This window comes from Streptomyces torulosus, from assembly GCF_001419765.1.
Lineage (GTDB): Bacteria > Actinomycetota > Actinomycetes > Streptomycetales > Streptomycetaceae > Streptomyces > Streptomyces torulosus.
In genome coordinates this window covers 1-12,406 of record NZ_LIRK01000387.1, presented here as the reverse complement: position 1 = coordinate 12,406, position 12,406 = coordinate 1, and the positions used below count along the sequence as shown (strand labels likewise).

The following is a 12,406-nucleotide window of genomic DNA, read 5'->3' as shown; positions in this document are numbered from 1 at the left end:
GTCCCCTGGAGCGTCATGGCCGTCCCGCCTCCCCGCGGCCGTGTCCGTCGCACCGGGAAACCGGCGCCCCGTCACGGCCAGTTGACTGTCCATCACGTGCAACACGGCAGGTGGGCGGCCGAAAGCGTCGCCCTGCGGCATGCCGTTGTCACCCGTCACGGCAATACGTGCCCCGACCAGCCTCCACTTCGGCAGTCGGACGGCTACGCTCAATCACCTGTACGTCGTTTGGGCGACCTGGGGAGGTACCGGGATGACGGAGGCACGGCCCGACACGGCCGCCTCGGCTTCCCTGTGGGAGCGCGACGCGGAGCTCGCCGCGATCACGGAGGCGATCGAGGAGCTCTGCGTCGACCAGGCGTCACCGGGCAGAGTCCTGGTCTTCCGGGGCGAGGCGGGCATCGGCAAGACCGCCCTCCTCACCGAGGCCCGGCGCATCGCCAAGGAACGCGGCTGCACCGCCTGGTACGCGCGCGGCGGCGAGACCGTCACCTCCGTCCCGTTCAACGTGGTGCGCCAACTGCTTCAGCCCGCGCTGCTGGAGCTGATGGACGGCGAGACCCGTGACTACCTGGGCGACTGGTACGACATCGCGGGCCCCGCCCTCGGTCTCGCCGAACCGGGCGAGACACCCGCCGACCCCCAGCACGTGTGCGACGGCCTCGTCGCAGCCGTGGGCCGGCTCGTCCGCCGGACCTGGCCCCTCGTCCTGCTGATCGACGACGCCCACTGGGCCGACCAGGAGACCCTGCACTGGCTGTCCGCGCTCACCGGACGGCTGGCCGAGATGTGCGTCCTCGTCGTGGTCGCCCGCCGCCCCGGCGAAGCCACCGGCGAGCAGGCCCGCTGCCTGCAGGAGATCGCCGCAGCGTCCGGGCCCGTCACGAAGATCAGCGCGCTCACACCCGACGCCACCGCCGGGCTCACCCGCACCACGGTCGGCGAACACGCCGACGACGCGTTCTGCCGCGAGGTGTGGGCGGTCACCGCGGGCAACCCCTACGAGACCGTCGAACTCCTCGCCAAGGTCAAGGACAGCCAGCTGGACCCGGTGGAGGACTCCGCCGCCGAACTGCGCGCCCTCAACAAGACGGCCCGCGGCCACGGACTCGTCGCCCGCCTGGAGAAACTCGGCGTCGAAGCCACCCGGTTCGCCTGGGCGGCCGCCATCCTGCACACCGGCATCACCGTGGAGATCGTCGCCCGTCTCGCCGGGCTGCCCGCCGACACGGCGCGGGAGTGCGCCGAACTGCTCACCCAGGCCCGCATCCTCACCCCGCCCGACCCGGCCAACCGCCAGCCGGACGACGGCGACCTGGTGTTCGTCCACCCCCTGATCGCCACCGCCGTCTACGACTCGATCCTGCCCAGCGTCCGCACCGCGTTCCACGGGGTGGCCGCGACCGTCGTCACCGAGTCCGGGCGCGGACCCGCGGCGGCCTCCCGCCACCTCATCGAGGTCCTCCCCGACGGCGAACCCGAACTCGTCGAACAACTCCGCGCCGCCGCGACCGAGCACCTCGCCGTCGGCGCCCCCGAAGCGGCCCGGCGCTGCCTCGAACGCGCCCTCCAGGAACCGCCCCGCCCCGACGTCCGGGTACGCGTCCTCTACGAACTGGGCTGCGCCACCCTCCTCACCGCCCCCGCCAAAACAGTCGAATACCTCCGCTCGGCCCTGGCCGAACCGGGCCTCGACAACGCGGAACGAGTGAACGCGGTGTTCCGCCTGTCCCAGGCGTTGCTCCACAACGATCAGTCGGACGAGGCCATCCGGACGGTCGACGCGGAGATCGCCCGCCTGGACTCCGGACCCGCCAGGATGCGGCTGCAGGCCGTGCGCTACATGTGGGACACCATCCATGTGGGTGAGGAACTCCCAACATGTGGGACACCATCCATGTGGGTGAGGAACTCCCACCGGCGCACTCCGAGGAGCTCGCCCGACTCGCGGAGACCTGCAGGGGCAGGGACAACTCCGAACGCGCGCTGCTCATCCTGCGCGGCTACGACGCGATGACACGGGGCGAGAACGCCGAGGTGGTCGCCGAACACTGCGACCGCGCACTCGTCAACGGCCGCCTCGCGCCGGGACTCGGCTGGACGGACACCGAGTGGGGCATCGAACTGCTGTTGTTGCTGGCCGTCGCGTACGCCTACGCGGACCGGCTCGACCGGGCGGAAGGGCTGTGCACGGAGGCCCTGCGCACCTATGAGTCCGCCGGTTGGAGCGGCGGTCACCTCGCTCTGGCCCACGCGCACGTGGGACTCGTCCATCGTCTGCGGGGCAGACTCAGGGAGGCGGAGACCTTCCTGCGCAAGTCGCTGGTGCTCGCCGAGCGGGTCGGCAGGGGGCTGCCGCTGTACTGGAGCGCCACCTGCAACCTCGTCGACACACTGCTCGTCCGTGGGCACGTCCAGGAGGCCTGGGAGGTCGCCGAGCAGTACAACTTCGCGCCGCCGTACCCGTCCACCATCGTGATGCCGGAGCCCCGCTCCGTGCGGGGCCGACTGCTCCTCGCCGTGGGCCGCACCGAGGAAGGCATCAACGAGTTGGAGGCCGCCGAGAAGGCGACCGCTGCCCGGGGTCACTACAACACGGTCTCCGCGACGTGGGCCGGTGCGCTCGCCCGGGCCCTCGCCAACGAGGACCCTCGTCGTGCGGCCGAGCTCGCCGCCACCGTCCGTCGTCGCGCCGAACGCTTCGGCACGGACACGGCCATCGGTGAGGCGCTCCGCCTCGAGGCATCCCTCGCCACGGGCAAGCAGGCCGCGTCCCTGTACGCCAAGGCCGTCACCTACCTGGAGGCCTCACCCTCCGCGTATGAACACGCCGCGGCCCGCGTCGAATACGGCATCGCCACCCGCTCGACCTCCGAACTGCAGCGGGGCCTCACCCTGGCCGAGTCCTGCGGAGCGGATCGTCTTGTCGACCGTGCACGGGAGGCCATCGCCCGGCTCGTCTAGTGCTGTGACCGGAAAGGCTCACCGGCTCGCGACGCCCGGCACGGCNNCCGGCGAACCTTTCCGGTCACAGCACTAGCGGGCCTCTTTGGGGCACACCGCGGTGGCGGTCGCGACCGCGGAGCCAGATGGACCCCGCGGATGGGCGGCGTCGGTGCGACCGGGAGGCCCCGACGGCTGCTTCTCCGGCTCGGGACCGCCGCCGGACGACCGTGCGTTGGGGGCTTGGCGGGCCAGGTCAGGCCTCTCCCTCACTCACCTCCTCCGCCAGCACCCGCTGCGCCGTGGCGAAGGCTGAGTTGGCTGCGGGGACTCCGCAGTAGACGGCTGTCTGCAGGAGGACGGCGGCGATGTCGTCGGGCGTGAGGCCGTTGCGGCGGGCCGCTCGGATGTGCATGGCCAGTTCGTCGTAGTGGCCGTGGGCGACCAGCGCGGTCAGCGTGATCATGCTGCGTTCGCGGCGCGAGAGCGTCGGGTCGGTCCAGATCTCCCCCCAGGCGTAGCGGGAGATGAAGTCCTGGAAGCGGGCCGTGAACGGCGACTGGCGGGACTGGGCGCGGTCCACGTGCGGATCGCCGAGAACCTGGCGGCGCACCTCCATCCCACGCCCCGGATACCCGTCGAAGTGCGCGCGCAGCGCGGCCAGCACCGCCTCCGGGCGTTCGGCGGGCGCGAGATGGGACGCGCCGGACAGCTCCGTGAGCGACGAGCCCGGCACCGCGTCCGCGATCTCCCGCAGATGCGCCGGCGGGGTCGCCGGATCCTCCCGCCCGGCGATCAGCAGGGTCGGCGCCGTGATCCCCGGCAGCACGCCGCGGATGTCGAAGGAGGCGAGCGCGTCACAGCACGCGGCGTACGCCTCCGGGTCGGCCCCGCGGTGGTCGTCGACCAGCTCCGGCACGGTGAACCCGGGGGTGAACCAACGGGAGTCGGCGGTCTCGGCGAGCCCCGACAGCCCCTCCCGCCGCACCAGTTCGGCCCGTTCCCGCCACGGCTTCTCCCCGTTGAAGTGCGACGAGGAGCAGATCACCGCGAGGGACGAGACCCGCTCCGGGTGGTGCGCGGCGAGCTGCAGACCCACCGCCCCGCCGAGGGACACCCCCGCGTACGCGAATCGTTCGACGCCCAGCGAGTCGGCGAGGGCCAGCACCAGCGCGGCCAGGTCGCCGACCGTCGCCCCGGCGGCGATCAGGTCGGCGGGGGAGCCGCCGTGCCCCGGCAGGTCCCAGCGGATCACCCGGTGTGTGATCGACAGTTCGGGCGCCACCTTGTCCCACAGCCTGGTGGAGGTGCCGAGGGACGGGCCGAGCAGCAGCGGGGGAGCGGAGGCGGGTCCCTCCGCACGGTGGTCGAGCAGTGTGTCCGTCAACGTCGCTCCAGGGCACGGTCGGTGAGGTCTCCGGCGGAGCCGGTGTAGCGGGCGGGGTCCGTGAGGTCCGCCAGGTCGAGGTCCTTCAGGTCGGGCTCCTCGGCCAGCAGGTCGGCGAGCGGCCGGCCCTCGGTGTGGACGCGGGCGGCGGTCCGGGTGAGCAGCTCCTTGGCGCGGGCCCGGCCGAGTACGGGCGCCAGCTCGGCGGCCAGGCGTTCGGAGACGATCAGCCCATGGGTGAGGTCGAGATGGCGCCGCATGGCGTCCGCGTCCACCCGGAGCCCCCGGGTCAGCTCCACCGCGTCCCGCGCGGCGCCCCCGACCAGCCGCAGCAGGTCCCGCAGCGGCTCCCACTCGGCGTGCCAGGCCCCGGCCGGCCGCTCGTCCTCGGCGGCCATCGCTCCGTACAGCGTGGCCGCGAGCTGGGGTGCCCGTCGGGCCGCCGCCGCGATCAGCGTGGAGCGGACCGGGTTCGCCTTGTGCGGCATCGCGGACGAGCCGCCGCCGCTGCCCTCGGCGACCTCCGCGATCTCCGTGCGGGCCAGCGTGAGCACGTCCACCGCGATCTTCCCGAGGGCCCCCGCGGTGAAGGCGAGCGCCCCCGCGAGGTCGGCGATCGGGGTGCGCAGCGTGTGCCAGGGCAACTCCGCTTCCCGCAGGCCCAGTTCACGGGCGTACGCGGCGACGAGCGGCCGCGTGGCGACGAGCGGCCGCGTGTCGACCGGCGTGCCCGGTGTCCCGCCGCCGGTCACCGGGGCGAAGACGGTGAAGGCGGCCAACGTGCCTGCCGCGCCGCCCAGTTGGACGGGCAGGCTCGCCCGTGCGACCGCGATCCGGTCCCGGGCGTCCAGCACCAGCGACCGCCAGCCCGCCGCCTTCAGTCCGAAGGTCGTCGGCACGGCGTGCTGGGTGAGCGTTCGTCCGGGCATCGCCGTGTCCCGGTGCTCGGCGGCCAGTCCGGCGAGCGCGGACTCCGTGCCGCCGAGGTCGGCCAGCACCAGGTCGAGGGTGCGGGCGGCGACCAGCATCGTCGCCGTGTCCAGGATGTCCTGGCTGGTCGCGCCCCGGTGGACGTACGGGCCGTACGCCGTGCCGACCGCCGCCGTGAGGTCGGCGACCAGGGGGATCACCGGATTGCCGCCGCCGCGGGCGCGCTCCGCGAGGGACCGTACGTCGAAGGTGCCGGAGCGGGCCGCCTCGGTCACCGCCGTCGCGGCCTCGGCGGGGGCGAGCCCCAGGGCGGCCTGGGCGCGGGTCAGGGCGGCCTCTGCGTCGAGCAGCGCCCTCAGATAGGCGCCGTCGCCGGTCGCGGCCGCCGCCGGGGAGCCGGTCCACCCGGGGGCGAGCAGACCGGCGTCGGACTCGGCCGGGGGCACGTCACGCCCGGCGGGTGAGGAAGTCACCGGAACTCCAGGAAGACCGTTTCACCCTCGCCCTGGAGGCGGATGTCGAAACGGTAGGTGCCGTCGCCCCGGTCCTCGGCGATCAGCGTCCCGCGGCGCGTCTCCTCCACCCGGGAGAGCAGCGGGTCGGCGGCCAGCGCCGCCTCGTCGCCCGGCAGATAGATCCGGGTGTACAGGTGGACGAGCAGACCGCGGGCGAAGACGCACACGCTGAGGTAGGGCGCGTTCCGGCCGCGGGCGCCGGGCCGCAGCGTCCGCGCCGTCCAGTGCCCGTTGGCGTCGGTCTGGACGCGGCCCCAGCCGGTGAACTCCACACCGTTGCGGCCGAGGAAGCCGCCGCTCGCGGGGTCGCGTCGCATGGAGCCGTCGACCTGCGGGACGTTGCCGTCGGGGTCCGGGCCCCACAGCTCCACGAAGGCGTCCGGCAGCGGATCGCCCGCGCCGTCGAGGACGTAACCCTGGAGCGCGATGGTGTCGGGGTGGCCGACGGGGGCGATGTCGCCGCCGCCGGGGAACGGCAGGGCGTGTCCGTAGAAGGGGCCGACCGTGTGCGACGGGGTCGGGAGCACCGTCTCCGGACGGCTCGTGTCGATCTTCGTCATGGCAGGTCAGCGTCCTTCTTCTATCCAGGTGGCGTGGGGGCCGTCGAGCACGATGTCCCAGACGTAACCCATGGAGAACTCCGGCACCGACAGGTTGTGGTCGTAGGTGGCGACCAGCCGCTGCCGCGCCGCGTCGTCCGTCACCGACTGGATGATCGGGTCGTACGGGAACAGCGGGTCGCTCGGGAAGTACATCTGCGTCACCAGCCGCTGGGTGAACGCCGTGCCGAAGAGCGAGAAGTGGATGTGGGCGGGCCGCCAGGCGTTGAGGTGCTGGCGCCACGGGTACGGGCCGGGCTGGATCGTCGTGAAGTGGTACTGCCCGTCGTCGTCGGTGAGGGTGCGGCCGACGCCGGTGAAGTTCGGGTCGAGCGGGGCGTCGTGCTGTTCGCGCTGGTGGGCGTAGCGGCCGGCCGAGTTGGCCTGCCAGATCTCGACCAGCTGGCCGCGGATCGGGCGTCCGTCGCGGTCGAGGAGGCGGCCGGAGACGGTGATGCGCTCACCGATGGGCTCGCCGTGGTGCTGCCGGGTGAGGTCGTTGTCGATCTCGGTGATGTCCCGCTCGCCGAAGGCGGGGGAGGACAGCTCCACCACCTCCGGGTCCTTGCTGACGTCGATGGAGACCGGCGGCTGCTTCGGGTGCCGCAGCAGCGAGGACCGGTAGGGGGCGTAGTCGCGACGCGGCTGGTGCTCGACCGGGGCACCGTCGGCGATCCGCTTCTCGTAGGCGGCGTGCTGGGCCGCGATCTCCAGGTCGATGTCCGCTTGGGTGAGTGTCATGAGGGTTCCTTAGCGTTCGAGGACCGGGGTGAGGCCCTGGCCCACGCCGAGCGCCCGGCGAGCAGTTAATCAGGGCACTGAGTATTTCAGTGAAGATTCCTTCACGCTGCCACCCGGGGAGTCCGCCGTCAAGACCCGTGAGAAGGGCGAGGTCAGACGTGTGTGCTGCTCTGGACACGTTCCACTGGACGGCGGGTATTGTTCAGTACACGAACGAATCACCGTCCGTGTCGACCTAGCCGAGGAGCGCACATGGCCGCGGTGGACCTCTCCACCCACCCCGGGCACCTGGCCCGACGGCTGCAGCAGGCGCACTACCTGCTGTGGAACGTGATGGTCTCCGAGGAGATCACCTCGCCGCAGTTCGCGGTCCTCAACACACTCGTCGCCGAGCCGGGGCTGGACCAGCGCACGGTGGGGGAGCGGGTCGGCCTCGACCGCTCGACGATGTCCGAGGTGATCACCAGGCTCGGCCGCCGGGGCCTGCTCGACAAGGTCCGCGACCCGCAGGACGGACGGCGCTTCCTCCTGCGGCTCACGGAGGACGGCGTACGGACGCACCGCAGGCTGACCGTGCGGACGGCCCGGATGAACCAGGTGTTCCTCGCCCCTCTCTCTGAGGACGAGCAGAACCTGTTCTTCCAGCTGATCCGGCGAGTGGCCGACGCCGCGGAGGAACTGCGCAGCCCGGCCGAGCCGCTCCGCCAGGCCCCCGACCGGCTCGGCGGTGCCCCCGATCCCGGCGTGGCGCGTCATGGCGGGGACCCGGTCACTTCTTGACGTACAGCACCCAGACCTGGCCCTTCGCGAAGTTCATGGGCTCGCCGTCCGGAGTCGTGAAGGTCGTGCCGTCCGGCGGCGACTTCCGCTCCCAATCGGCCTCGAAGACGCGCCCGTCGCGCAGGACCTCGGCCTTCCCCGAGCCCACCGTCTCCGTGTACGGCGTGTTGTTGCCGAGGAAGTCGTGGAACCGGGACTGCCGGATGGTCACGTGCTGCACGACCACCGTGGCCGGAGCGACCCGCGCGCCGTCGGTCAGCACGGTGTCCTGCCCGTCCATGGCGAGCAGCCAGCGCTGCTGCTCGTCGGACCAGGTGAAGGTGAAGCGGGCCGCCGGGTAGCGGATCGTGCGGGAGTCCTCGGGCGTGCCGCCGGCGGGCGCCTGGCCGTAGCGGAAGCCCGTGGTCAGGGCCTCGGCGCCGGGCGGGGAACCGACCAGCTTCGCGGGGCGCAGATAGAGGTTGTGCGGGGCGGGCTTGTCGCTGCCCCGGTAGTACGCGGCACCGGCGTCGCCGGGGGTCCTGGCCTCCAGCGGCGCCTTGTCGATCAGCGGGAGCAGCTTGCTCTGGGCACCGGAGAAGGCGAGCGTCGGCTCGTCGAACTGGCCCAGGAGCTCCAGGTCGGACTCCCGGGCGCTGCGCACGGGGCCGACGGCGTCCGGGAACCTCGTCGCGTAGACGGCCATCAGCCGGCTCAGACCGCCCTCGACCTGCTCGGCGTAGACGATGTCCGCGGCGTCGACCCCCGTCTGGGGTCTCGCCGTGCGTACGTTGTCGATCTTCACGGCGAGTATCGAGCCCACGGGCGCCGTGGTGCCGGGTCTCCGCGTGGGGCTCTCGCCCTGGCGGTCGTCGTCGTCCGAGCCGCCGCCGGAGCAGCCCGCGAGGAGGGCGCCCGTCGTGAGCGCGGCGAGTACCATGCCCGTCGTCACATGCCGCCGAGTCCGCCGCGCCTTCAGTTTCATGCCCACCGTGCCCATCCTTCGCCGAGTTTGTCTTTGATTGTGGACTTATAGGTTGATAGATGGCTATCCCTGTCTGTTTTTCTGACCGCATCCGATCGACCGGGCGACCGCGCTCCGAGGTGGTTCGGAGCTGGGGCTCCGGGTACTCGTGCCGGACCTGCGAGGCCGAGTCGAGGGACGGAGCGGGACGCGATGAAGGCAGTGACATGGCAGGGCAAGCGGGACGTACGCGTCGAGACCGTGCCCGACCCGACGATCCAGGAGCCGACGGACGCGGTCATCCGCATCACCTCCACCGGGCTGTGCGGCTCCGATCTGCACCTCTACGAGGTGCTCACCCCGTTCATGACGCCGGGCGACATCCTCGGTCATGAACCCATGGGCATCGTCGAGGAGGTCGGTGCCGGGGTACCGGACCTCGCGGCGGGCGACCGGGTCGTGGTGCCGTTCCAGATCGCCTGCGGCAACTGCTGGATGTGCCTCACCGGGCTGCCCACCCAGTGCGAGACCACCCAGTGCACAGGCGAGGGCATGGGCGCGGCCCTCTTCGGCTACACCCGGCTGTACGGCTCCGTGCCGGGAGCCCAGGCCGAGTATCTGCGGGTCCCGCAGGCCCAGTTCGGGCCGATCAAGGTGCCGGAAGGCCCGCCCGACGACCGGTTCGTCTATCTCTCCGACGTGCTGCCCACCGCCTGGCAGGCGGTCGAGTACGCGCACGTCCCGCCTGGCGGCAGCGTCGCCGTGCTCGGTCTGGGGCCCATCGGCGACATGGCCTGCCGGGTCGCCCAGGTACGCGGCGCCGAGCAGGTGTTCGGCGTGGACCTGGTGCCCGAGCGGCTGCGCCGGGCCCGCGCGCGCGGCGTCGACACGTACGACCTCAGGGACTTCGACAGCCAGAAGGAACTCGTGGCCGCGATCCGCGACCGCACGGCCGGACGCGGCCCCGACTCCGTGATCGATGCCGTCGGCACCGAGGCCCACGGCAGCGCGGCCGCCAAGCTCGCCCAGACCGCGGCCGGCCTGCTGCCCCGCACCATCGGCGCCAAGTTCGCGGAACACCTCAGCGTCGACCGGCTCGCCGCCCTGCACACCGCCATCGAACTGGTGCGACGTGGCGGCACCATCTCCATCTCCGGCGTGTACGGCGGCACCGCCGACCCCATGCCGCTGCTCACCATGTTCGACAAGCAGATCCAGCTGTGCATGGGCCAGGCCAACGTCCGCACCTGGAGCGACGACATCCTGCCCCTCCTCACCGACGAGGACCCGCTGGGCGTCGACGACTTCGCCACCCACCGCATGCCGCTCAGCGAGACACCGCACGCCTACGAGATGTTCCAGCGGAAGGACGACGGGGCGGTGAAGGTACTGCTGGAGCCGTGAGTGAACCTCGGGCCCCGGCCGTGATCGAACCTGGGGCCCCGCCCGTCTCCGCCCTCTCCGGACCGCCTGGACGGTGTGGGCGCTACGGGCCGAGGATCTCCGCCAGGTCGTAGTTCACCGGCTCCTCCAGCTGGGCGTAGGTGCAGCTCTCGGGGGTGCGGTCTGGGCGCCAGCGGCGGAAGCGGGCCGTGTGGCGGAAGCGGACGCCGTTCTCCATGTGGTCGTACGCGACCTCGGCGACCAGGTCGGGCCGCAGCGGCACCCAGGAGAGGTCCTTCTTCCCCGACCAGCGGCTCGGCGCGCCCGGCAGCCGCGCGGTCTCATGAGCCGCCTCGTCGGCCCACGCGGCCCACGGGTGCTCCCTGACGTCCGGCATCCGCGACGGCTCCAGCTCGGTCACCAGCTCGGCCCGCCGCTTCATGGGGAACGCGGCGGACACCCCCACGTGCTGGAGGGTGCCCCCGTCGTCGTACAGACCGAGCAGCAGGGAGCCGACGACGGGCCCGCTCTTGTGCAGCCGGTACCCGGCGACCACCACGTCCGCCGTCCGCTCGTGCTTGATCTTGAACATGACCCGCTCGTCCTGTCGGTAGCGCAGATCGAGCGGTTTGGCGATCACCCCGTCCAGGCCCGCGCCCTCGTACTGCTCGAACCACCGCTCGGCCACCTCGCGGTCGGTGGTCGCCGGGGCGAGGTGGACGGGGGCCGTCACATCGGCCAGGGCACGTTCGAGGAGTGCGCGCCGGTCGGTCAGCGGGACGTCGGTCAGGGACTCGTCGTTCAGGGCGAGCAGGTCGAAGGCGACGAAGGAGGCCGGCTGTGCGCCGGCCAGCATCCGGACACGGGAGTCCGCGGGGTGGATGCGCTCGGTGAGCGCGTCGAAGTCGAGGCGGCCCTCCCGGACGATCACGATCTCGCCGTCCATCACGCACCGCTGCGGCAACCGCTCCGCGAGCGACTCCACCAGCTCCGGGAAGTACCTGGTCAGCGTCTTGCCCGTACGGCTGCCGAGCTCCACCTCGGGCCCGTCGCGGAACACGATCGCCCGGAACCCGTCCCACTTCGCCTCGTAGTGCATGTGCGGCGGGATCTTCGCCACGGACTTGGCGAGCATCGGCTTCACGGGCGGCATCACCGGCAGATCCATGCTCCGATTCTGCGGCCCCGCGAGAAGATTCGCCCGGTACCGACCAGATGCGTCCCGGATCGGTCATATGCATCGGGGTTCGAGAAGGTGCACCCGGTATGCGGCCTACGTCGCCTCCGCCTACCGTGGCCGCATGGCTGATGCGGTGGAGTTGGAGGTGGCGGGCCGGACGGTACGGCTGTCCAGCCCCGACAAGGTGTTCTTCCCGGAGCGCGGTTTCACGAAGCTGGACCTGGCCCGGTACTACATCGCCGTCGGCCCGGGCATCCTGCGGGCCCTGCGCAACCGGCCCACGACCCTGGAGCGCTACCCGGAGGGGGTGACCGGCGAGAACTTCTTCCAGAAGCGGGCCCCGAAGAACATGCCCGACTGGATCCCCACCGCCCATATCACCTTCCCCAGCGGCCGCAGCGCCGACGAGATGTGCCCGACCGAGGTCGGGGCCGTCGTCTGGGCCGCGCAGTTCGGCACGCTCACCTTCCATCCCTGGCCGGTCCGACGCGACGACGTCGACCGCCCCGACGAACTCCGCCTCGACCTCGACCCGCAACCCGGCACCGACTACGCCGACGCCGTCCGCGCCGCCCACGAGCTGCGCTCCGTCCTCCATGACTACGGCGACCTGCGCGGCTGGCCGAAGACCTCCGGCGGGCGCGGCCTGCACGTGTTCGTCCCGATCGCACCGCACTGGACGTTCACCCAGGTCAGAAGGGCTGCCATCGCCGCCGCCCGGGAACTGGAACGCCGGATGCCGGACCAGGTGACCACGGCGTGGTGGAAGGAGGAGCGGGGCGCGAAGATCTTCATCGACTACAACCAGACCGCCCGTGATCGCACCATCGCCTCCGCCTACTCCGTACGGCCCCGCCCGCACGCCCCCGTGTCCGCGCCCCTCACCTGGGCCGAGGTGGGCTCCGCCCTGCCCCGCGACTTCGACCTCGCCACGATGCCGGTGCGTTACGCCGAACGCGGTGACCTCCACGCCGACATGGACGACCACGCGTACTCCCTGGAGGC

At 72.1% G+C, this 12,406-nt stretch carries 10 protein-coding genes; 4 read left to right on the top strand and 6 right to left on the bottom strand.

The annotated features are described in order from the left end of the window. Nucleotides 1-253: 253 nt before the first annotated feature. The gene (locus AOK23_RS26100; protein WP_420823750.1) at nt 254-2,017 is read left to right on the top strand and encodes an ATP-binding protein; all 1,764 of its coding nucleotides are present in this window, start codon (nt 254-256) and stop codon (nt 2,015-2,017) included. A 1,182-nt stretch (nt 2,018-3,199) separates the two neighbouring features. On the opposite strand, the gene pcaDC is transcribed toward AOK23_RS26100, so the two are convergent. The 4 genes from pcaDC to pcaH are packed head-to-tail and all read right to left on the bottom strand — an operon-like array spanning nt 3,200 to nt 7,115. Then, nucleotides 3,200-4,330 carry a bifunctional 3-oxoadipate enol-lactonase/4-carboxymuconolactone decarboxylase PcaDC gene (pcaDC, locus tag AOK23_RS26095; protein ID WP_055715078.1) on the bottom strand — a complete coding sequence of 377 codons (1,131 nt, stop codon included), beginning with the start codon at nt 4,328-4,330 and terminating at the stop codon, nt 3,200-3,202. Next, a complete protein-coding gene (gene pcaB / locus AOK23_RS26090) occupies nt 4,327-5,733 on the bottom strand; it encodes a 3-carboxy-cis,cis-muconate cycloisomerase (protein ID WP_420823749.1) in 1,407 nt (468 codons plus the stop codon). Before pcaB ends, pcaDC begins: the two co-directional genes overlap by 4 nt. Next, entirely contained in the window at nt 5,730-6,335 is a 606-nt protein-coding gene (gene pcaG / locus AOK23_RS26085; RefSeq protein ID WP_055715076.1) for a protocatechuate 3,4-dioxygenase subunit alpha, read from the bottom strand. Before pcaG ends, pcaB begins: the two co-directional genes overlap by 4 nt. Nucleotides 6,336-6,341: 6 nt before the next feature. Then, on the bottom strand, nt 6,342-7,115 hold the full coding sequence (pcaH, locus tag AOK23_RS26080) for a protocatechuate 3,4-dioxygenase subunit beta (protein ID WP_055715075.1): 774 nt from the start codon (nt 7,113-7,115) through the stop codon (nt 6,342-6,344). A gap of 252 nt (nt 7,116-7,367) precedes the next feature. Here pcaH and AOK23_RS26075 point away from each other — a divergent pair, with 252 nt between their 5' ends. Next, nucleotides 7,368-7,895 (top strand): MarR family winged helix-turn-helix transcriptional regulator, encoded by a 528-nt coding sequence (locus AOK23_RS26075; RefSeq protein WP_240496560.1) that lies wholly within the window; start codon nt 7,368-7,370, stop codon nt 7,893-7,895. Here AOK23_RS26075 and AOK23_RS26070 read toward each other — a convergent pair. Beyond that, a complete protein-coding gene (locus AOK23_RS26070; RefSeq protein ID WP_055715074.1) occupies nt 7,885-8,874 on the bottom strand; it encodes a DUF3048 domain-containing protein in 990 nt (329 codons plus the stop codon). The two genes, AOK23_RS26075 and AOK23_RS26070, sit on opposite strands and share 11 nt — an antisense overlap. A 177-nt stretch (nt 8,875-9,051) precedes the next feature. Here AOK23_RS26070 and AOK23_RS26065 point away from each other — a divergent pair, with 177 nt between their 5' ends. Beyond that, entirely contained in the window at nt 9,052-10,242 is a 1,191-nt protein-coding gene (locus AOK23_RS26065; RefSeq protein ID WP_055715073.1) for a zinc-dependent alcohol dehydrogenase, read from the top strand. An 82-nt stretch (nt 10,243-10,324) separates the two neighbouring features. On the opposite strand, the gene AOK23_RS26060 is transcribed toward AOK23_RS26065, so the two are convergent. Next, nucleotides 10,325-11,389 carry an ATP-dependent DNA ligase gene (locus AOK23_RS26060; RefSeq protein WP_055715072.1) on the bottom strand — a complete coding sequence of 355 codons (1,065 nt, stop codon included), beginning with the start codon at nt 11,387-11,389 and terminating at the stop codon, nt 10,325-10,327. Between the two features lie 133 nt (nt 11,390-11,522). Between AOK23_RS26060 and ligD the strand changes: the two genes are divergently transcribed. Then, nucleotides 11,523-12,406: non-homologous end-joining DNA ligase (gene ligD, locus AOK23_RS26055; protein ID WP_055715093.1), on the top strand; the 884-nt coding region annotated here is incomplete at its 3' end.

What these genes read in the sequence shown, in the direction of transcription:
- AOK23_RS26060 (WP_055715072.1), bottom strand. Translation starts at nt 11,389, where the DNA reads ATGGATCTGCCGGTGATGCCGCCCGTGAAGCCGATGCTCGCCAAGTCC.
- AOK23_RS26070 (WP_055715074.1), bottom strand. Translation starts at nt 8,874, where the DNA reads ATGGGCACGGTGGGCATGAAACTGAAGGCGCGGCGGACTCGGCGGCAT.
- AOK23_RS26065 (WP_055715073.1), top strand. Translation starts at nt 9,052, where the DNA reads ATGAAGGCAGTGACATGGCAGGGCAAGCGGGACGTACGCGTCGAGACC.
- pcaH (WP_055715075.1), bottom strand. Translation starts at nt 7,115, where the DNA reads ATGACACTCACCCAAGCGGACATCGACCTGGAGATCGCGGCCCAGCAC.
- AOK23_RS26100 (WP_420823750.1), top strand. Translation starts at nt 254, where the DNA reads ATGACGGAGGCACGGCCCGACACGGCCGCCTCGGCTTCCCTGTGGGAG.
- AOK23_RS26075 (WP_240496560.1), top strand. Translation starts at nt 7,368, where the DNA reads ATGGCCGCGGTGGACCTCTCCACCCACCCCGGGCACCTGGCCCGACGG.
- pcaG (WP_055715076.1), bottom strand. Translation starts at nt 6,335, where the DNA reads ATGACGAAGATCGACACGAGCCGTCCGGAGACGGTGCTCCCGACCCCG.